Genomic DNA, 20017 nt, shown 5'->3' with positions numbered 1-20017 from the left:
TCATCCGGCGGCGCTTCACGCCGACCGGGTGGCTCGCAATGACGGAGATCAAACCCCCAGCATCGCCTTCAGCTTCTTGACCGCGCTGTCGGGTGTCGTCAGCACCTCCCGGCCGGTGACTTCGGCGACGCGCTCAGCCGCCGGCGCCATACTGTACTGCGCGAGTGCGATCAGGTCGCAGTCGCGCAGCTCCTTGGACGCCTCGACCACAATGCGGTCATGCTCGGCGCGGTCGCCGCGGTCGAGCGCTGCCAGCGCGCCATCGGCAAGTTTTGGCACCAGCGTGACCTGTGACGGAAATTCCGGCGGCATCGACACCAGCGTCGGCGGGAAGGTCGAGAGCAGGCCGATCCGCTTGCCCTTCGCCACCGCCTGCTCGATCATCGCCTCGTTCGGCTTCAGCACCGGCATCGGCGCGTGCTCGCGCGCCACCGCCTCGATGCACGGCCCGAACGCCGAGCAGGTGAACAGGATGCCATTGGCGCCGGTGCTTGCCGCATAGCGGCCCATGGTCAGAAATCGCTCGGTCATGCGCTCGTCAAGCCTGCCGTCGCGCGCGAGGTCCGCCGACAGGCTATCGTCGAGCAGGTTCATCAGCCGCGCCTCCGGCCAATGCCGTGCGAACGATGCCTCGATCGGGACGATCGAGTGCTTCAGGGCGTGAATAAGGGTGATGCGCATCGATATTTCTTGCTCTCCCTCTCCCCGCTCTTTCGCGGGGAGAGGGTTGGGGTGAGGGGCTCTATCGTCGTAACAGGTGAGAGGAGGGTATGCGGAGGCTCCCCCTCACCCGGATTGCTTCGCAATCCGACCTCTCCCCGCAGGCGCAGGGGTGTCCGGGGAATGATTCACTGTGTCGCGGTGCATGCTCGGCAGGACCGAGGCAAATCGGTCTTTTCTGGTTGTCGAGACACAGAGGGCCGAGCATGCGATATCGCGGTAGCATTTTTGGAAGGCTGCTTGAACCGATCAATCGACGGCAGTTTCAGACGGTTGTGGATCGTCTGGACGGGGATGCCTACGACAAGTCGTTCAGGAGCTGGGATCATCTGGTGGCGCTGATCTATGCCCAGCTTAGCGGCAACAGCAGTCTGCGCGGGGTGGTGACTGGCTTCAACGCCAATTCGCAGCATCACTATCACTTGGGAACCGGCAAGCTGTCGCGCTCGACGTTGTCCGATGCCAATGCCCGCCGTCCGATCGGCATTTTCGCGCAAACCTTTGCGGCGCTGTCGGCGATGGCGCGTCGCCAGCTGCGGAGTGAAGGCATGGAGATGGTGCGTCTGATCGACGCCAGTCCGATCCCGCTCGGCAAGGTCTGCAGTTGGGCGACGTGGAACGGCCGCATCCGCGGCATGAAGCTGCATGTCGTCTACGACCCAAGGAGCGATGTCCCGACCTGCGTCGAGATGACGGCCGCGAACGTCAATGACATCGAGATCGGCCGACAGACCCCAATCCAGCCCGCCACCACCTATGTGTTTGACAAGGGCTATTGCCGTTTCGACTGGTGGCAGAAGATCAATGATAGCAAGGCTTTCTTCGTTACCCGGGCGAAGACGAGCATCCGTCTTCGCTCGCTCAGGCATCGCGCCATCCGCAAGCGTAACGGGGATGGCTTCGAAATCCTTGCCGATGACGAGGTGAAGCTCACCAGCAAGGGCGATTCGCGCCTTCCAATCCCGCTCCGCCGCATCAAGATCAGACGCGAGAAAGGCGGCAAGATCACACTCCTGACCAACGACCTTGCCCGTAGCGCCGTCGAGATCGCCGCCCTCTACAAGAGCCGATGGCAAATCGAGCTGCTGTTCCGCTGGATCAAGCAGCATCTCGATATTCGCAAGTTCCTCGGCGCCAACGACAACGCGATCCGCCTTCAGGTGCTCGCTGCGATGATTGCCTACCTGCTGCTGCGCATCGCCGCTCACACCAACTGCATCAAAATGCTCCCGCTCAGGTTCGCCGAACTCGTCGGCCAGCTCCTGCTCACGCGTCGATCCCTCGCTGCCATCGACAAACCTCCGCCCATCAACCCCAGCCGTCGGAAATCAACCATCTCACCTGACCAGATGGAGCTCCGCTATGCCTGAATTTCCCCGGACACCCCTGCCGCAGGCGGGGCGAGGTGACTTCCTACTTGAACGGAATCGCGTACATCAACCCGCCCTTGCTCCAGGTGGCGTTGAGGCCGCGCTCGAGCTTCAAGGGGCTGGCCTTGCCGACATTGCGCTCGAAGATTTCGCCGTAATTGCCGCCGGCCTTGATCGCGGCGAGCAGCCATTTGTTGTCGAGGCCGAGGCGCGAGCCGAGATCGCCCGACGCGCCCAGCAGGCGCTGGATCGCCGGGACCTGCGACTTCGCCATCTCGTCGGCATTGGCCTGGGTGACGCCGAGCTCTTCGGCCTCGATCAGGCCGTAATGCAGCCAGGTGATGATGTCGCTCCAGACCTCATCGCCGTTGCGGGTGAACGGGCCGAGCGGCTCCTTGCTGATGGTCTGCGGCAGCACGACATAGTCATCGGCCTTCGGGGCTGCGGTCGCGACCGCGCCTGCGAGCGCGGAAGCATCCTGGGTCATGGCATCGCAGCGGCCGCCGAAGAAGGTCTGGTACATGGTGTCGACGCGGTCGAACACCAGCGGCTTCCAGTCGATGCCGTTGGCGCGGCCGTAGTCGCCGAGCGTCACTTCATGCGTGGTGCCCTGGGCGACGCACACCGTGGCGCCCTTGAGGTCCTTCAGCTCCTTGACGCCGAGGTCCTTCTTCACGACAAAGCCCTGACCGTCGTAGAAATTGACCGGTCCCTGCCGCAGCCCAAGTGTGGTGCCGCGCAGAAAAGTCTGCGTCGAGTTGCGGTAGAGCACGTCGATCTCGCCCGACTGCAGCGCGGTGAAACGGTTCTGCGCGGTCAGCGCGACGTAGCGCACCTTGGCGGGATCGCCGAGCACGCCGGCGGCAAGCGCGCGGCAATAGTCGACATCGAGGCCCTTGAAGTTGCCCTGCGAGTCCGGCGCCGAGAAACCGGCAAAGCCGGTCGAGACGCCGCACACCAGCGTGCCGCGCTGCTTGACGGTGTCGAGCGTCGCCGCGCTCGCGCCCGCGATGCCCGCGGCGAGAACGGTTAGAGTGATGATACCCCTCAGCATGTTTTCCTCCTCCTCCTAACGTTTGAGCATGATCCCTGCGCGAACGCTTCGCGTTTGTCGCGGGAAAACCGGTGCCCGTTTTTCCGGATCATGCTCCGTGACCGATATCCTTCAGCGCGCTGTCCACCGCAGCGCCTAGTCGTTCGACGATCATGTCGATGTCGCCGGACGTTGCGATATAGGGCGGGGCGAGCAGCACATGATCGCCGCGCTGGCCGTCGGCGGTGCCTCCCGACGGATAGCAGCCGAGCCCGCCGGCGAAGGCGGCGGACTTGATCCGCTGATGCAGCTTCAGCTTGGGATCGAACGGCTGCCGCGTGGCACGGTCGGCGACCAGCTCGATACCCCAGAACAGGCCGCGGCCCCTGATGTCGCCGACATGGCGATGATTGCCGAACCGTTCGGTGAGCCGCTGCTCGAGCTGGCGGCCGCGCTCCTTGACCTGGTCGAGCAGCTTCTCCTCAGCGATCACCTTCTGCACTTCGAGCGCGGCGGCGCAGGCGAGCGGATGCGCCAGATAGGTGTGGCCGTGCTGGAACGCGCCGGAGCCGTTGCGCACCGTGTCGACGATCGTGCCACTGGCAAGCATCGCGCCGATCGGCTGATAGCCGCCGCCGAGCCCCTTGGCGATCGCCTGGATGTCGGGCGAGATGCCTTCCTGCTCCCAGGCGTGCAGCGTGCCGGTGCGGCCCATGCCGCACATCACCTCGTCGAGGATCAACAGCGCGCCGTGGCGGTTGCAGATCTCGCGTACCGCCTTGAAGTAACCCTCCGGCGCCGGCACGCAGCCGGCGGTGGCGCCGACCACGGGCTCGGCGATGAACGCCGCGACTGTATCGGGGCCGAGCCGCTGGAATTCGGCTTCGAGCTCGGCGGCAAGGCGCGCCACGAATGCCGCCTCCGATTCATCGTCGCGCTTCTCGTGATAGGCGAAGGCCGGCGTGACATGGCTGAACGAGGGCGACAGCAGCGGCGCGTAGGGCTCGCGGCGCCAGGCATTGCCGCCGGCCGACAGCGCGCCGAGCGTATTGCCGTGATAGCTCTGGCGGCGCGCGATGAAGCGCGCACGCTTCCGCTCGCCGCGCTCGATGAAATATTGCCGCGCCAGCTTGATCGAGGCCTCGATCGCCTCCGACCCGCCGCTGACGAAATAGACATAGCCGAGGCCGCCGGGCTCGTGGCCGACCAGCCGCTCGGCGAGCTCTTCCGCGGGCTCGGAGGAGAAGAAGCCGGTATGGGCATAGGCGATCTTCGAAGCCTGCTTAGCGATCGCGGCCAGGATGCGCGGATGCTGATGGCCGAGGCAGGACACCGCGGCGCCGCCGGAGGAATCCAGAATCCGGTGGCCATCCTCCGCGATCAGCCAGACGCCGTCGCCGCCGACCGCTTTCGGCGGGGTCTCGCGCAGGCTGCGATGCATCACGCGGCTCTTGTTGGCTGCCATGACACTCATCCTTTCTCGACAAAATATTGCGACATCTCGGCAAGCCGGCCTTCGGTCTCCTCCAGCTTGCGCTTTGCGTTCGCGCCGCCCAGCGTGAAGGCGACGGCGGCAAGCGACTGGGCGACTGCGATCGCGCCGGTCAGGCTCGGGAAGAAGCCGGGGGAGGAGGCGGCCTCGAACAGCAGCAGATGATCGGCGCCTTCGGCCATCGGAGCTGTGATGGTGTCGGCGATCGCGATCAGCGCGGCGCGCGCCTGATGCGCCGCGCGCGCCGTCTCGACGCTGACCAGGGTGTAGGGCGCAAAGCCGATCACGACCACGGCGTCGCCTGAGCGGAAGGCGCCGTGGTCGAGATCGAACGGGCCGGAGCCGCCGACCAATTGCACGGCATCGGGGCGGAACAGGCGAAGCTGATAGGTCAGCAGTTCCGCGACGCTGCGGCAGCTGCGAAACCCCGATATCCAGATCCTGTCAGCGGAGTGCAGCGCACGCGCGGCGTCCGCGATCGCGCTCGCTGAAATCCGCGCAAGGCCCGCGGCTTCGGCCTCCAATTTGTCGTGCACCAGTTTGACATCGGCATTCGGCCCGGCGCGGCGGCTCCTGGCGCGGCCGGAGAACGGCGAGCCCTGCGCCGGCCGGCGCGCCTCGGTGAGTGCGGCGCGCAATTCGTCCCAGCCGGAATAGCCGAGCGCCTTGGCAAGACGGGTGAATGAGGCAGGATCGGCGCCGGCGACGGAAGCGAGCTCGCGCATCGAGCGGGTGGTGGCGTCGTAATCATTGGCAGCGACGAACCGGCCGACCTCCTGCAAGCGCATCGGCAGCGACGGCAGTGCGCTGCACAATTCGTTCAGGGGCGATGGTTTCGGCTGGGCCTGGGCCATGAAACATATGTTGCACAAATATTAAATTGGTGCAACATATGACGCGCGCAGGATTTGAGGTTGACGCGTCTTCTTCACGCGAACCGGGTATCCACTTCGCTCGAAAACGCTCTTGCGCATGGCAGAAGATCGCTTCTCACTGGGGTCCTTGTGCTGTGACGACATCGACGCCGAAACGCCCTCCCGCCCGGCCCTGGCGGCTTTCGCTCAGCGATCCCCGCGTCGCAGGCCTGTTCTGGCAGATCCTGGTGGTCGCCATCGCGGTCGCCGTCGTCGCCTGGCTGTGGTCCAACGCGGTCCATAACCTCTCGGTGCGGCGCATCTCGACCGGCTTTGCCTTCCTCGGCCGTGAAGCCGGCATGCCGATCGCCGACAGCTGGATCGACTACACGCCAAAGAACACTTACCTGCGCGCCTTCATCGTCGGCGTCGTCAACACGCTGCGCGTCGCGGTCATCGGCATCGTGCTGGCGACCGTGATCGGCACGCTGGTCGGTATCGCGCGGCTGTCGTCGAACTGGCTGCTGGCGCGGCTCGCCGCCGTCTATGTCGAGGTGCTGCGCGACCTGCCGCTGCTGTTGCAACTCCTGTTCTGGTACGTGCTGATGCAGGGCCTACCGGCGGCGCGCCAGGCGTGGAAGCCGGTCGACGGGGTCTATCTGTCCAACCGCGGCCTGGTGCTGCCGTCGGTGCCGCTGCATGAGGCCAATGGCTGGACGCTCGCTGCGCTGGTCGCCGGCGTGATCGTCTTCCTCATCGTCAGGCGCCGCCTGATCGCGCAGCAGATGCTCGATGGCAAGGCGCGGCCGGCCTGGCCCTACGCGCTCGGCCTCATCATCGCGCTGCCGGCGCTGGTGTCGTGGCTTCTGGGTGCGAGCTGGAGCGTCATGCTGCCCGAGCTGCGCGGCTTCAACTTCGTCGGCGGGCTGACCCTGGCGCCGGAATATTTCGCGCTGCTGATCGCGCTGGTCACGTATACTTCGGCGTTCATCGCCGAGATCGTGCGCAGCGGCATCCAGGCGGTGCCGCGCGGCCAGTCGGACGCCGCCAAGGCGCTCGGGCTGAAGCGCAGCTTCGTGCTGCAACACATCGTGCTGCCGCAGGCGCTGCGCGTCATCATCCCGCCGATGACCAGCCAGTATCTGAACCTGACCAAGAATTCGTCGCTTGCGGTCGCGGTCGGCTACCAGGACATCGTCTCGATCGCCAACACCACGCTGAACCAGACCGGGCAGGCGATCGAGTCGATCGCGCTGATCATGATGGTGTTCCTCACCATCAGCCTCGGCATCAGCCTGTTCATGAACTGGTACAACGCGCGGATCGCGCTGGTGGAGCGCTGACATGAGCTCGGTCGCACATCTCCCGCAGGATCCGCTGCCGATCGGCCGGCGCCGCGCGCAGCGCACGCTCGGTGGCCAGATCGTGGCCTGGCTGCGCGCCAACCTGTTCGCGTCCGTGACGTCGAGCATCATGACGCTGCTGCTGCTGTTCGTGCTCGGCAAGGCGTGCATCGGCCTCTGGCAATGGGGCATCGCCAACGCGGTCTGGATCGTCTCCGGCAACGACACCAGCGCCTGCCGCGCGCTGCGCGGCGTCGGCGCCTGCTGGGCGGTGATCCCCGAGAAGTACCGCTTCATCCTGTTCGGCACCTATCCGTTCAGCGAGCAGTGGCGGCCGGCGCTCGCGGTCGTGATCTTCATTGCGCTGTTCGTGATCTCGAGCCGCCGCAGCTTCTGGCGCAAGGAGCTGTTCCTGCTGTGGGCTGCGGCCTTGATCGCGATCGGGTGCCTGATGTGGGGCGGCTTTCTCGGCATGTCCTTTGTCACGCAGGACCGCTGGGGCGGGCTGCCGGTGACGCTGATCCTGGCGACTTTCGGATTGGCGTTCGGCTTCCCGCTCGGAATCCTGGTCGCGCTCGGCCGCCGCTCCAAGCTGCCGGCGATCCGCTCGCTCTGCGTGCTCTATGTCGAGCTGATCCGCGGCGTGCCGCTGATCAGCCTGTTGTTCATGGCGAGCGTCATGTTTCCGCTGTTCATGCCCGACGGCGTCAACATCGACAAATTGCTGCGCGCCCAGATCGCCTTCATCCTCTATGCCGGCGCCTACCTTGCGGAAGTGGTGCGCGGCGGTCTGCAGGCGGTGCCGCGCGGACAATATGAGGCCGCCGACGCGCTCGGGCTGTCCTACTGGGAGAAGAACGCGCTGATCGTGCTGCCGCAGGCGATCCGCCACGTCATCCCGCCGCTGGTCAACACCTTCATCGCCTTCTTCAAGGACACCAGCCTGGTCCTGATCATCGGCATCTTCGATCTCTTGACCACCGCCAAGACCGCGATCGTCGATCCGGCCTGGCAGGCCTTCAGCGTCGAGGTCTATGTGTTCGTCGGCGTGATCTACTTCGTGTTCTGCTTTGCGATGTCGCGCTACAGCCGCGGCCTCGAGGCGCAGCGTGCGCACGGCTGAGCGATCCGGATTCTCCGTCGCTTGCCTCCCTCACATGCTGCATCCTTCGGTGCCGGCCTGTTCGCATCCGCAGCCGTGTGCTTTGATTTCTGGAGCGGCCTGTTCTGGCTTTAACGATGCGGCAACCAAGACTTGGCCGATGGTTGGCGCAAAGGCGCGGCTGGCACAGAGTGCACTAGGCGATGTTCCGCCCGTAACTTATCTTGAGCGCCATTGGATTCGCGAGCGCGCGCGATGACAGAAATCATTGTTCGCGCGGGCATCGTTCGATCTGGACTGAACGCAAATGCTGCCGTTGATTTGTTGATTTGGTTCGGCCCTGACAGGGCGTTACTTTGATTTTTGCCGTACGCCAATGGCCGAAGACAACGCCTCCTATCCCGAGAGTACCCGAAACCAGGTCCACGATGCCCTGCAAGGGTTTTCGACCGATGAGCTTCGCCAACTCCTGGCGGAGATCGAGCAACTCCTGAATGTTGAAGCCAAGCCTCGCCGACCGAGACTGCGACTGGCGGGAGGCACATACGTGAACGAGTATACCGCGCGCGCAAACATCGACCACTATCTGGATCTGCTGAAGCGCCCGGACGTTCCAACCAACACGAGATCGATGCTCAACAAGCGGCTGCTTGAGGAAGAAGACAAGCTCGGCCGCCGACACGAGCAACTGGAGTTTGCCGAAAGCAGGGCCGCAGCGTGCCGGGATCGCGCAGATCGCCAGCGGCGTCTGGCGGAATCGTTTGCCCCTGGTTCGGTTGACCGGGTGCAGGCCGAAAGGCTGCTGGTCAATTTCGAGGCGCTCGCGCAGTTTGTGGAGGGCTTTTGTCGCCAGATGCGCCACACCGTGAACCATAGTCCGCTTTAAGCGAGACGCCGCCTCGGTTCCGCGGGCTCCTCGTCATCACCATCGTCCAGCGTCCGGTCGACCCTTTGACCGCGTAGGCGCTTTGCCTCGGGGCGATGCCAAGCGACCGGGGGGGTACGCTGTTCGTCGGCGTGATCTACTTCGTGTTCTGCTTTGCGATGTCGCGTTACAGCCGCGGCCTCGAGGCGCAGCGCCTGTCGAATTGAGGAGGCGTGATCATTCTTGGCAACAGCGCGGAAAGTCCCTGCCGCACCCGAATTGCTCGCGCTGCTGTTTCCAAGCCGTAAAGCCCAGCCTCAAATGGCAGTCCTCGTAGAAATACGCTGAATTCGCCTGCCGTCCGCCAAACCGGCGCAGTTTCGGTCCCGGCACTGTCCACGGCAGCGGACGACCACTGGCCTCCCGGCGCGCCACCAACTCGTCGTAGTATTGGACGTCGGACGGCTGAGTTGAGGGCTGCAATTCATTGCGCAGATAATGTCCGCGTTGCCAGTTGTCGGCCACGCGCTTCATGAGATGCCATTTGCGCCGATAGCCGGAACTGAGTTGCGCCGGCTCCTCGTTGGCGAGCCCCAATGCCGCGATGAAAAAGTATTGCGCGGCCGTGCCGAGGTCGCAGTTCGGCTGCTCGAAGATCCATTCGATCACGCTATCCCGATCGTGGCTGTTGTGATCCCAGCTGTCGACGATGACGTGCCAGGTGTCGGGCGTCTGATCCTTGATCCAGAGCAGGAAGTCGTCGGGCTCGGTACTCAGCGCCGCATGCGGACACGGCCAATATTGCGACTTGAGTTCTTCGTCCGGCGCAGCCGCTTTTTTTCTGGCCTCTTCCTGCTGTTGCGCCACGGCCTGCATGGCGTGAACGGCATGCCGACGCTGCCGCATCCGCTTTGCCGTCGCGGCGTCCAGCGGTCGCAAGAGGTAATCGACGTGAGCCTCGCTCTCGGGCTCGGGAGGCAGGAAGTAGACGGAAAGCGCTGCATCCAGGCGGACGATCGCGGCCGCAGGCAGCAACTGTATGGTGTCGCAGTACGACCCGATGGTCGTGTCGCGCATCCCGATGCGCGCAGCGCGCGCTTCCAGCTCGACATCCGCGAGGAAGTAGTCCCACGACAGCCCCTCGAATGGCCGGGTCGCAAGGCCTTGAAACGTAATGCGGCTCTGGATGGCGCTTCGGTGGAGCGCAAGGTTTTCGTCGGACAGTCCCACGCCGCCACCGGATTGAGCCTGATCTCGAACTTCGTCGCCTGTCATACCGGCCTCATTGGAATTTGCCGTGGCATTCTAGGCATCAGATGTTGATCGATCCTGAGTCCGCAGCGTCGATTTCTGCGTTTCTGGAACGGGACCATTGACCGATGTAGCCCGGGCGGCCGGCGGAAACGTCTTGCCATACCGTGCCGGACCTATTTATGATTATAAAATGGATAAATCGGCTCTCCCGTCCCTCGACCCTTCGCGCCGCGCCTCGATCAAGCGCAAGCGCTCGGACGCGGTCGCCGACCTGATCCGCAGCCACATTTTCCAGGCCGGCTTGCAGCCAAATGACCGGCTGCCGCAGGAGGGCGAGCTGATCGAGATGTTCGGCTGCAGCCGCTCGACCATTCGCGAGGCGCTCAAGTCCCTGGAGGTGCAGGGGCTGGTGCAGAACACCACCGGTCCCGGCGGCGGCGCGCGGGTGGCGCCGGTGTCGATCAACCGGATCGTCGGCCTGCTCAGCAACTACTTCTATTTCCAGTCGACCAGCACCGCGCAGATCTACCAGATCCGCCGGCTGATCGAGCCGGAGCTCGCCTTCAGCGTGGTCGGCCACCTCACGGCGGAGCATTTCGCCGCACTGGAAAAGGCGATCGCGGCCCAGGAGCATCATCCCGACGGCGATGCCGATTGGGAACATCATCGCCACGCCGAGATCGATTTCCACGACATCCTGATCGAGGCCTGTCCCAACCCGCTGCTCGGCCTGATGTGCCGGTTCGTCAACGAAGCCATCAGGCATCTGATCGGCAAGCTCGGCGTGCAGGAATTCGCATCCAGCTTCACCTGCGAGAATATCGAGTTTCACAAGCGTCTGATGGCCGCGTTCCGCTCCGGCAATGCCGCGCGCGCCCGGCGCGTGATGCTCGATCATGTGCTGAGCGCCGAAGCGGTGGTCGTTCCCGCGGAAGACCGGCGCATCGATCTGCCCGTCTTTCATCAGCCGTTGCGGCTCGATTGAACCGCATCGGCCGACTGCTGCATCACGCCTTGGAGAAAACGACAATGGACACGCGGCGCGAGAATGAGTTGTGGAGCTGGTCGGCCGTCGATCTGGCGCGTGCGATCGCGACGCGCGCGATTTCCGGCCGGGAAGCCGTGCGATCCAGCCTCGATCGCATCGCCGAGGTCAATCCGGCATTGAACGCCATTGTCGCTGTGCTCGCCGATGAAGCGCTGGCCGCCGCGGACGCGGCGGATGCCGCGGTGAAGTCTGGCGCGGAGCTCGGCGCGCTGCATGGCGTTCCGGTCACGATCAAGGTCAATGTCGACCAGCGCGGCTGCGCCACCACCAATGGCGTCGTGGCCTTCCGCGAGGTGATCGCCACCGAGGACAGCCCGGTGGTCGCGAATCTTCGCAAGGCGGGCGCCGTCATTGTCGGGCGCACCAACACGCCGGCCTTTTCGCACCGCTGGTTCACCAACAACGATCTGCACGGCGCGACCTACAATCCGTGGAGCCGTCGGCTGACGCCGGGCGGCTCCAGCGGCGGCGCCGCATCGGCCGTCGCCTCCGGGATGGGCGCGATCGCGCATGGCAATGATTTCGGCGGCTCGATCCGCTATCCGGCTTACGCCTGCGGCGTCGCCGGCCTGCGTCCGACGCCGGGGCGGATTCCGGCGTTCAATCCGTCGGCAACCAGCGATCGTCCGATCACCGCGCAGATGATGTCGGTGCAGGGGCCGCTGGCCCGCTCGGTCGCCGATCTCGGGCTCGGCCTTGCCGCGATGGCCCAGGCGGACGCGCGCGACGGCACATGGCTGCCGGTGCCCCTGCAAGGTGCGCCGCTCAAGCGTCCGATCGGTGTCGCGGTCGCGCCCGCGCCGTTCGGCGACGAGGCGCCGGAGGTGAGCGCGGCGGTGCGCGCTGCCGGGCGCTGGCTCGCGGAGGCCGGCTTTGCCGTGGAGGAGACCGTGCCGCCGCGGCTCGCGGAGGCGGCCGATCTCTGGCATCGCCTCGTCATCAATGAGGAGCGGCGCGTGCTGGCGCCGATGATCCGCAAGTTCGGCGACGATCGGAGCCGCTACAATCTCGAGTGCCATATCGCCTACGCGCCCGAGCTCGACGGCGATCAGGTGCTCGCCTGCTTCGAGCAGCGGCTGGCGATCGTGCGGGCCTGGCAGCTGTTCCAGGAGCGCTATCCCGTCATCATCCTGCCGGTCTCGGCGCAACTGCCGTTCCGTTTCGATCAGGATCAGGAAGACGCGGCGGTGGTCCGCGCGCTGCTCGACGCGCAGCGGCCGCTGCTTGCGGTGCCCGCGCTCGGCTTTCCGTCGGTCGTCGTACCGACCGGGACCGCCGAGGGCGTGCCGGTCGGCGTGCAGGTGATCGCCGGCCGCTTCCGGGAAGACGTCTGTCTCGCAGTGGCCGAGCTGATCGAGGCGCGTGCATCAAAGCTGACGCCGATCGACCCGCGAGACTGAACCAACAACAAGCACCGAACAATCATGGGAGAACATCACGTGACGAATGCACCGATCTGGCAATGGTCCGCCGTCGACACGGCCGCGGCGATCCGAAACAACCAAGTGACGTCGGAGGAGGTGGTTCGCGCCCATCTCGACCGCATGCGGGACGCCAATCCGGCGCTCAACGCCGTCGTGGTCGATCTCGGCGCGTCGGCGATGCAGGCGGCGAAGGCCGCGGACGAGGCGCTGGCCGCGAGCAAGCGCGGAGGCGGCGCCGTCGGGCCGCTGCACGGCGTGCCGGTCACGATCAAGATCAACATCGACGTCGAGGGCCAGGCCAATTCGAACGGCGTGGTGGTATTCAAGGACAACATCGCGCCGGGCGACTCGCCGGTGACGGCCAATCTCAGGAAGGCCGGCGCCGTCATCATCGGCCTCACCAACACGCCGGAGTTCTCGCTGCGCGGCTTCACCGACAACCCGCTGCATGGCCTGACGCGCAATCCCTGGAATGCCGACGTGACCTGCGGCGGATCGTCGGGCGGCGCCGGCGCGTCGATCGCGGCCGGCATCGGCACCATCGCGCATGGCAACGACATCGGCGGCTCGCTGCGCTGGCCGGCGCATTGCAACGGAATCGCCACCATCAAGCCGACCCAGGGCCGCATCCCGGCGTTCAATCCGAGCGCGACCGCGGAGCGGCCGCTGATGGCGCAGTTCATGTCGTCGCAAGGGCCGCTGGCGCGCCACGTCGCCGACGTGCGCCTCGGCCTCGAGGTGATGGCGAAGCGCGACCCACGCGATCCCTGGTACGTGCCGGCGCCGCTGACGGGGCCGAAGCCGGCCGGGCCGATCAAGGTCGCGCTCGCAAAGATCCCCGAGGACATGGCGACCGATCGCAGCGTGATTGCGCTCCAGCGCAAGGCGGCGGATCATCTCGCCGATGCCGGCTATGCGGTCAGCGAGGTCGAGGTCCCCGACCTCAACAAGGTCTGGCAGCTCTGGTGCGACCTGATCATGACCGAGGTTCGCGTGTTGCAGCAGGACCAGATGCTGGCGACCACCAGCGCCGACTTCCAGAAGACGTTCCGCGGCTTCATGGCGCTGGCCAACCCGCTCGACCAGGCCGGCTACATGAAGGCGATCGCCGAGCGCTCGCGCCATATCCGGAACTGGATGACGTTCCTCGAGCAGTATCCGCTGGTGCTGATGCCGACCACCGTGCGCAAGACGCCGGAGGTCAACGCCGATCTCGGCGGCGATCAGCGCGTCAAGGATTTGTTCTGGAACGACCTGCGCTTCATTTCGTCGATGAACGTTCTGGGGCTGCCGGCGGCCGTGGTGCCGGTGGGTCTCGATGAGGGATTGCCGGTCGGCGTCCAGATCGTCGGCTCGCGCTATCGCGAGGACATGTGTCTCGACGCCGCCGAGGCGATCGAACGCAAGGCCGGCGTTCTGGCACGGCAATTGTGGCAGCAGCGCTGAGGCGATCCCGACGCCACCACGCATTATCCATTCGCATGATTCAGCGCACGCCGCGGCGAAATTTCGTCGCGGCGTTCGTACGATCGGAAACGCGAGCGTGCTGGCAGTCGAGCTGTGTTCCTTCTCCCGGAATTTCTGAGCGGAATCGCAGAGCGCCATGCCGGCGACGGGGTTGTCGGCGATCCCTGATTGCTTCAGGAGATCGTCCGAAACGTCGAAACCCCTGGGAACGAAATGTCCATCACGAAACGCTCGCATGTCCTGGTCGCAATTGCCGTGTGTCTCTCATTTGCGGCCGGCGCTGCCCGAGCGGAGGATGGCGTGCTGCGGGTCGGCATCATCACCGACATGAGCGGGCAATATTCCGACGGCAATGGCCCGGGATCGGTGATCGCGGCGCAGATGGCCGCGGAGGAAATCGGTGGCACGGTCGCCGGACGCAAGATCGAGATCATTTCGGCGGATCACCAGAACAAGCCTGATGTGGCGACCGGCATCGTGCGCAACTGGATCGACAACAAGGGTGTCGACGTGATCGCCGAAGGCGTCAATTCCGCGGTGGCGCTCGCGATCCAGACCGTGACGCGCGAGCGCAAGAAGCTGTTTCTGATCTCGGGCTCGGGCTCGTCCGATCTCACCGGCAAGCAATGCTCGCCGACGAGCGTGCAGTGGACTTATGACACCTATGCCTCCTCGAACGCGACGGCGAAGGCCGTGGTTGCGCGCGGCGGCACGCCCTGGTTCTTCCTGACGGCGGATTATGCGTTCGGCCAGGCGCTGGAGCGCGATGCCAGCAAGGCCGTGACATCGGCCGGCGGCAAGGTGCTGGGCGCGGTCCGCCATCCCTTCGACACCGCCGATTTCTCGTCCTTCCTGCTGCAGGCCCAGTCCTCCGGCGCCAAGATCCTGGCGCTTGCCAATGCCGGTTCCGACTTCCGCAACGCGGTCTCTCAGGCCGACGAATTCAACATCCGCGCCAGCATGCAGGTCGTCGCGCTGCAGGTGACGCTCACCGACGTGCCGGCCCTTGGCCTCGCGCATGCGCACGATCTGCTGTTCACCGATTCCTTCTATTGGGATCGCACGCCGGAGACGCGCGTCTTCGCCCAGGAGTTCTTCAAGCGGCACGGCGCGATGCCGACCGCCTATCAGGCCGGCGTCAACTCGGCGCTCAGGCACTACTTCAAGGCGGTCGCCGCCACCAACTCGGTCGATTCGGAGATCGTGATCGCGCAGATGCGCAAGACCCCGGTCAATGATTTCTTTGCCCAGAACGGCGTCGTGCGCGAGGACGGCCGGATGGTGCACGACATGTACCTGATGCGCATCAAGAAGCCGGAAGAGTCCAAGAGCAAATGGGACCTCTACGAGTATCTCGCGACGGTGCCGGGCGACCAGGCCTTCCGTCCGCTCGATGAAGGCGGCTGCCCTTACGTCGCCAAATCGCACTAGCCTCGCCAGAAATTTGCATCGAGCCTTCGCGTGAGTTTTTCTGGCATCATGCGCGAGTTTTGATCGATTGTCCGGCGCCGATCCTGAAGATACGTTCGTATTGAGATCAGTCTCAGTCGGCAGATCATGATCGTCGCGCAGGTCGCTGCGCGGTTCCGAGCGAACTGCGGGCTTGCTGTGCGTTGACGTCGCTGAGAACGTTTCTCGTCCGCCCGGCAGGACCGGGCGCAGAAGGAGACGCAGCAACATGACGGGCGACACGGGTGTTCGGGCTGGCCAGTGCCATTGCGGCGCGGTGCGTTTCGAGGTGACGCTCAGCGACGGCTTCAATTCGATCCGCCGCTGCACCTGCTCTTACTGCCGGATGCGGGGCGCCGTCGTTGCCATGGCGGAGATGGGCGGGATCAAGTTCCTGCACGACGAGGAGGCGTTGACAAGCTACCGCTTCCATACCGGATCGGTGCAGCACTTCTTCTGTTCACGCTGCGGGATCTACACCCATCATCAACGGCGATCGAACCAGAACCTGTATGCCGTCAACGTGGCCTGCCTGGATGGTGTAAGCCCGTTCGACTTCCCCGAGGTGCCTGTGATGGACGGGGGCAATCATACGAACGACACCGGCAAGCCGACGCGCCGGGCAGGCACGCTCCGCTTCATCCCGGCCGACTGACGATCGCTGTCGGCCGATGACCGCCCGGCTCGTCGCGGGACGACGGTGAGAGGGAAGGGAGCCCTTCCACCGGTGGTCGTGCAACAAGTTCAGTGTCGTCCCTGCCTAGTGCGCAATTGCGCACGGGAGCAGGGACCCATAACCACCGATCGTCATTGTTTCACGACGCCGAAATGACGAGTCCCTTAACAACCTCGGCTGAGGAGTATGGGTCCCTGCTTTCGCAGGGACGACAGCTGTGGTGAAATCAAGCGAGACGTCATCGCGACGGCCCCATCACCGTGTTCACGAGGCACCATGACCAACACCATCGAGGCTTCCGACGGCGGCTACCGCTTCATGCCCGGCGTCAGCCAGTATTCCTGCGGCGTCGGTGCGCTGCCCGGCTTTGCCATCGAGCGCGTCAGGTTCTCCGAGCCGGTGCCGTTGAGCGCGGGTTTTGCAAGGATTGCCGACATCATCAAAGCGGCGGGCCGTCCGCTGACGGCATTCGGCGCCTGTGAGCTGCGCTCCCCGGCGCCGTTCACCGAGGCCGGGTTCAGGGCTTTCAACGAAATCTACATCAAGACGCTGCTCGCCTGGGGCGTGATGCGGGACGGCGTCAATCCGGTGGCGCGCAGCAATGTCTGTCCGAAGCTCGATCCACCCGGCGAGCCGAGCTTCCACGCCTTCTGCTACACGGTGCCGGCCGCCAAGGACGAACCAGCCAGCTTTGTCGTCGCCGGCAGCGGCGAGTCGGTCGAGGGCAAGGCCAATTACCGCGATCATACCGTAGCCCTCGGCGACACCAGCCCGGCCGGCCTGCTGGCGAAGGCGAAATTCGTGGCCGACGAGATGGAACGCCGGATGAGCGCGTTCGGCGGCCGTTGGCAGGACACCACCGCGGTGCAGCTGTACACCGTGCACGACGCCTATCCGGTGCTCGAAAGCGAACTCGGCCGCCGCGGCGCGCTTCGCAACGGCTTGACCTGGCATTTCGACCGGCCGCCGGTGGTTGGCCTCGACTTCGAAATGGATTGCCGGCGCGTGCATCGCGAGCGCGTGGTGTGACGTGGCGGTCAAAAGCGCGTGTGGGTGGATGTGGAAGCGTGCGCCCTTTCTTGACACGGATCGCGTCAACCGTTTCCCTTCGCCATCGACGTCAGCGGCTGGGTGAGCGCGGGTGCAGAACGAATCTGTGATCAGGCGGCGTGATCTGCTGGCGCTGATTGGCACCATTGCCGGCAGTTCGGCGATGTATCACGCGATGACGAGCCTCGGCTTCGCGTCCGAATCCGCCTACAAGGGGCCGCTGAAGCTCGCGGGCGACGTGAAGGGCGCCTCGGTGCTGGTTCTCGGCGCGGGGCTTGCCGGGATGACGGCGGCGCTGGAGCTGCGCAAGGCCGGCTACAAGGTCCAGATCCTCGAATTCAACAGCCGCGCCGGCGGCCGCAACTGGTCGATCCGCGGCGGCGACAGTTTTGTCGAGCTCGGCGGCTTCAGGCAGACCAGCCAGTTCGAGCAGGGGCTCTATCTCAATCCCGGGCCGTGGCGGATTCCCTATCATCACCGTGCGCTGCTCGATTACTGCCGCCGGCTCAATGTGACGCTGGAACCCTTCATCCAGCTCAATCACAACGCCTATCTGCACGCGACGCGTGCATTCGGCGGCAAGCCGCAGCGCTTTCGCAGCATCAAGGCGGATTTCCAGGGCGGGGTCTCGGAGCTGCTCGCAAAGATCACCCAGCAGGGCCGGCTCGACGAGACCGTCGGCAAGGAAGATCAGGAGATCCTGCTGCAGTCGCTGCGCGACTGGGGCGCGCTGGATCGCGACTACAAGTACAATGCCAACCTTGTGTCGGCCGAGTTCCGCGGGTATGCGCGCGATCCCGGCGGCGGCCTGATGGGCGATCCGCTGCCCAGCGAGCCGATCCCGCTGCAGGAGCTGCTGCGGTCGCGGATGTGGCGCTATCTGCAGACCTTTGCGCGCTACGATTTCCAGACCACCATGTTCCAGCCGGTCGGCGGCATGGACATGATCGGCAAGGCGTTCGCGCGCGAGGTCGGCGATCTCATCCGCTATGGCGCCAAGGTGACGCAGATCCAGCAGAACGGCTCCGGCGTCACCGTGAGCTATGTCGATACCGCCAATCCATCGACGGTGCAGCAGGCGACCGCCGACTGGTGCATCTGCACCATCCCGTTGCCGATCCTGAGCCAGTTGCCGGTCGATGTCAGCGCGCCGATGAAGAGTGCGATCGACTCCGTGCCCTATGCAGCCTCGGTGAAGATCGGCCTGCAGTTCAAGCGGCGGTTCTGGGAGGAGGATGACGCGATCTATGGCGGCATCAGCTATACCGACCTGCCGATCCGGCAGATCGCCTATCCGAACTATGACTTCAACCGCGGCGGCCGCGGCATCCTGCTCGGCGCCTACATGTATGGCGGTGCCAATTCGTTCGAGTTCACCGCGATGACGCCGGTCGAGCGGGTCGCCAGCGCGGTCGAGTTCGGCGCCGCAATCCATCCGCAGTACAGGAACGAATTCGAGAACGGCGTCGCGGTGGCCTGGCATCGCGTGCCGTTCACGCTCGGCTGCGCCGGCGAATGGACCGAGGCCGCCCGTGCGCAGCATTACCGCAATCTCTGCCAGATCGACGGCCGTATCGTGCTGGCGGGCGAGCACGCCTCGCAGCTGCCGGCCTGGCAGGAGGGCGCCATCCTGTCCGCGCTCGACGTCATCTCCCGGCTGCACGAACGCGTGGTGAAGACATGATGATGCGGACCGCAACATCCGTCGTCGCTGGACTGGCGCTGCTGTCGGCGACGGCAGCCCTTGGGCAGGACAGCGGCGCGGGCAAGCGCACCTTCTCTTCGGGCTACCGCTTCGTCGAGATGACCGGCGAGGAGCTGTTTGCCAATGTGTGCCAGGGCTGCCACATGCCGGATGCGACGGGCGCCAGCGGGGCGGGCAGCTACCCGTCGCTGGCCGGCAACAAGAATCTCGAGGCCGGCAGCTATCCGGTCTTCCTGGTCATCAACGGCCGCCGCGGCATGCCGGCGTTCGGCGACATGATGACCGATGGTCAGATCGCCGCCGTTGTGAATTATCTGCGGACGCACTTCAGCAATAACTATGAGGATGCGGTGACGACCAAGGATGTCCAGGACGCCCGCCGCTAGAGGCGCCGTTTCCGTCATTCCGGGGCGTGGGCAAGGCCCGCGAACCCGGAATCCAGAGGTGATGTACTCGGAGTTCCGCAACTTCGAGATTCCGGGTTCGCGCTGCGCGCGCCCCGGAATGACGAAATGAACGATGTGTGCCGCACGAGCTTCTATCGAGTAATGGAGAAATCATGAGATTAGCAACTATCGCACTGGGCGCGGCGCTATCCGCGGTGGCGACGGTCGCCTGCGCGGATGTGGTCAGGCATCCGATTCCCAACTCGACATTCCCGATCGCGCAGGCCGTGACCGTCACCGGCAACACCACGACCGTCTATGTCAGCGGCCAGGTGCCGCCGGCGATCAACAAGGACGCCGATCCGTCGAGCCCGCAGGCCTATGGCGATACCAAGACGCAGACCGTCGGCGTGCTCAACCGCATCAAGACCATTCTGGAAGGCCAGGGCCTTGGCATGGGCGATGTCGTCAAGATGCAGGTGTTCCTGGTGCACAACGCATCCGCGCCGATGGACTTCAAGGCCTTCATGGAGGGCTACACCCAGTTCTTCGGCGGCAGCCAGCCGAACCTGCCGGCGCGCTCGGTGGTCGGCGTCGCCGCGCTCGCCAATCCCGGATTCCTGGTCGAGATCGAGGTGATCGCGGCCAAGGACTCGAAATAAGGACTGCAAATAGCGTGCGCGAAACCGCGGAGCATGCGCGCGGAAATTGAAGGGCTCGCCGCCTTGCCAAAGCGCATGTCGCCTGTCTGAATTCGCTCTAATCAGGTGGCGGAATTC

General features: G+C 65.0%; 18 protein-coding genes. 13 read left to right on the top strand and 5 right to left on the bottom strand.

All coding sequences use genetic code 11. The annotated features are described in order from the left end of the window. Window positions 1-48: 48 nt before the first annotated feature. Entirely contained in the window at window positions 49-681 is a 633-nt protein-coding gene (locus tag ACVIYL_RS42405) for an aspartate/glutamate racemase family protein (RefSeq protein WP_456781428.1), read from the bottom strand. A 245-nt stretch (window positions 682-926) separates the two neighbouring features. Here ACVIYL_RS42405 and ACVIYL_RS42400 point away from each other — a divergent pair, with 245 nt between their 5' ends. Continuing rightward, entirely contained in the window at window positions 927-2090 is a 1164-nt protein-coding gene (locus ACVIYL_RS42400; protein ID WP_057015126.1) for an IS4 family transposase, read from the top strand. Window positions 2091-2133: 43 nt separating this feature from the next. Here the strand turns inward: ACVIYL_RS42400 and ACVIYL_RS42395 are convergent, their stop codons facing one another. The 3 genes from ACVIYL_RS42395 to ACVIYL_RS42385 form a co-directional block, all read right to left on the bottom strand. Further along, on the bottom strand, window positions 2134-3144 hold the full coding sequence (locus ACVIYL_RS42395) for an amino acid ABC transporter substrate-binding protein (protein WP_057018836.1): 1011 nt from the start codon (window positions 3142-3144) through the stop codon (window positions 2134-2136). An 88-nt stretch (window positions 3145-3232) separates the two neighbouring features. Next, a complete protein-coding gene (locus ACVIYL_RS42390; protein WP_456781427.1) occupies window positions 3233-4588 on the bottom strand; it encodes an aspartate aminotransferase family protein in 1356 nt (451 codons plus the stop codon). 5 nt (window positions 4589-4593) lie between these two features. After that, window positions 4594-5469: a MurR/RpiR family transcriptional regulator gene (locus ACVIYL_RS42385; protein ID WP_456781426.1), complete on the bottom strand. Its 876-nt coding sequence runs from the start codon at window positions 5467-5469 to the stop codon at window positions 4594-4596. 155 nt (window positions 5470-5624) lie between these two features. Between ACVIYL_RS42385 and ACVIYL_RS42380 the strand changes: the two genes are divergently transcribed. The 3 genes from ACVIYL_RS42380 (at window position 5625) to ACVIYL_RS42370 (ending at window position 8800) form a co-directional block, all read left to right on the top strand. Continuing rightward, on the top strand, window positions 5625-6812 hold the full coding sequence (locus tag ACVIYL_RS42380; protein ID WP_410469729.1) for an amino acid ABC transporter permease: 1188 nt from the start codon (window positions 5625-5627) through the stop codon (window positions 6810-6812). 1 nt (window position 6813) lies between these two features. After that, on the top strand, window positions 6814-7935 hold the full coding sequence (locus tag ACVIYL_RS42375; protein ID WP_456781425.1) for an amino acid ABC transporter permease: 1122 nt from the start codon (window positions 6814-6816) through the stop codon (window positions 7933-7935). Between the two features lie 355 nt (window positions 7936-8290). Further along, entirely contained in the window at window positions 8291-8800 is a 510-nt protein-coding gene (locus ACVIYL_RS42370) for a hypothetical protein (protein WP_456781424.1), read from the top strand. Window positions 8801-9016: 216 nt separating this feature from the next. Here ACVIYL_RS42370 and ACVIYL_RS42365 read toward each other — a convergent pair whose 3' ends face one another. After that, entirely contained in the window at window positions 9017-10054 is a 1038-nt protein-coding gene (locus tag ACVIYL_RS42365) for a DUF4274 domain-containing protein (protein WP_456781423.1), read from the bottom strand. A gap of 169 nt (window positions 10055-10223) precedes the next feature. Between ACVIYL_RS42365 and ACVIYL_RS42360 the strand changes: the two genes are divergently transcribed. The 9 genes from ACVIYL_RS42360 (at window position 10224) to ACVIYL_RS42320 (ending at window position 19900) form a co-directional block, all read left to right on the top strand. After that, window positions 10224-11018, top strand: a complete 795-nt coding sequence (locus ACVIYL_RS42360) for a FadR/GntR family transcriptional regulator (protein ID WP_456781422.1) — start codon at window positions 10224-10226, stop codon at window positions 11016-11018. A gap of 44 nt (window positions 11019-11062) precedes the next feature. Next, window positions 11063-12481: an amidase family protein gene (locus ACVIYL_RS42355; RefSeq protein ID WP_456781421.1), complete on the top strand. Its 1419-nt coding sequence runs from the start codon at window positions 11063-11065 to the stop codon at window positions 12479-12481. Between the two features lie 24 nt (window positions 12482-12505). Beyond that, entirely contained in the window at window positions 12506-13951 is a 1446-nt protein-coding gene (locus tag ACVIYL_RS42350) for an amidase family protein (RefSeq protein ID WP_456781420.1), read from the top strand. A 234-nt stretch (window positions 13952-14185) separates the two neighbouring features. Next, on the top strand, window positions 14186-15403 hold the full coding sequence (locus ACVIYL_RS42345) for an ABC transporter substrate-binding protein (RefSeq protein WP_225646329.1): 1218 nt from the start codon (window positions 14186-14188) through the stop codon (window positions 15401-15403). A 247-nt stretch (window positions 15404-15650) separates the two neighbouring features. Continuing rightward, on the top strand, window positions 15651-16076 hold the full coding sequence (locus ACVIYL_RS42340; RefSeq protein ID WP_456781419.1) for a GFA family protein: 426 nt from the start codon (window positions 15651-15653) through the stop codon (window positions 16074-16076). Between the two features lie 297 nt (window positions 16077-16373). Further along, complete coding sequence (gene cnbZ / locus ACVIYL_RS42335) at window positions 16374-17126, top strand: 2-amino-5-chloromuconate deaminase CnbZ (RefSeq protein ID WP_456781418.1); 753 nt, start codon at window positions 16374-16376, stop codon at window positions 17124-17126. A gap of 112 nt (window positions 17127-17238) precedes the next feature. Then, window positions 17239-18831, top strand: a complete 1593-nt coding sequence (locus ACVIYL_RS42330) for an FAD-dependent oxidoreductase (RefSeq protein WP_456781417.1) — start codon at window positions 17239-17241, stop codon at window positions 18829-18831. A 2-nt stretch (window positions 18832-18833) separates the two neighbouring features. Beyond that, window positions 18834-19238 carry a c-type cytochrome gene (locus ACVIYL_RS42325; protein ID WP_456781416.1) on the top strand — a complete coding sequence of 135 codons (405 nt, stop codon included), beginning with the start codon at window positions 18834-18836 and terminating at the stop codon, window positions 19236-19238. Between the two features lie 173 nt (window positions 19239-19411). Then, on the top strand, window positions 19412-19900 hold the full coding sequence (locus ACVIYL_RS42320) for a Rid family hydrolase (protein ID WP_456781415.1): 489 nt from the start codon (window positions 19412-19414) through the stop codon (window positions 19898-19900). Window positions 19901-20017: the final 117 nt, after the last annotated feature.

The organism is Bradyrhizobium sp. USDA 3315 (assembly GCF_054056795.1).
The sequence above is the reverse complement of the archived record's forward strand: the minus strand, read 5'-3'. Positions and strand labels throughout refer to the sequence as shown.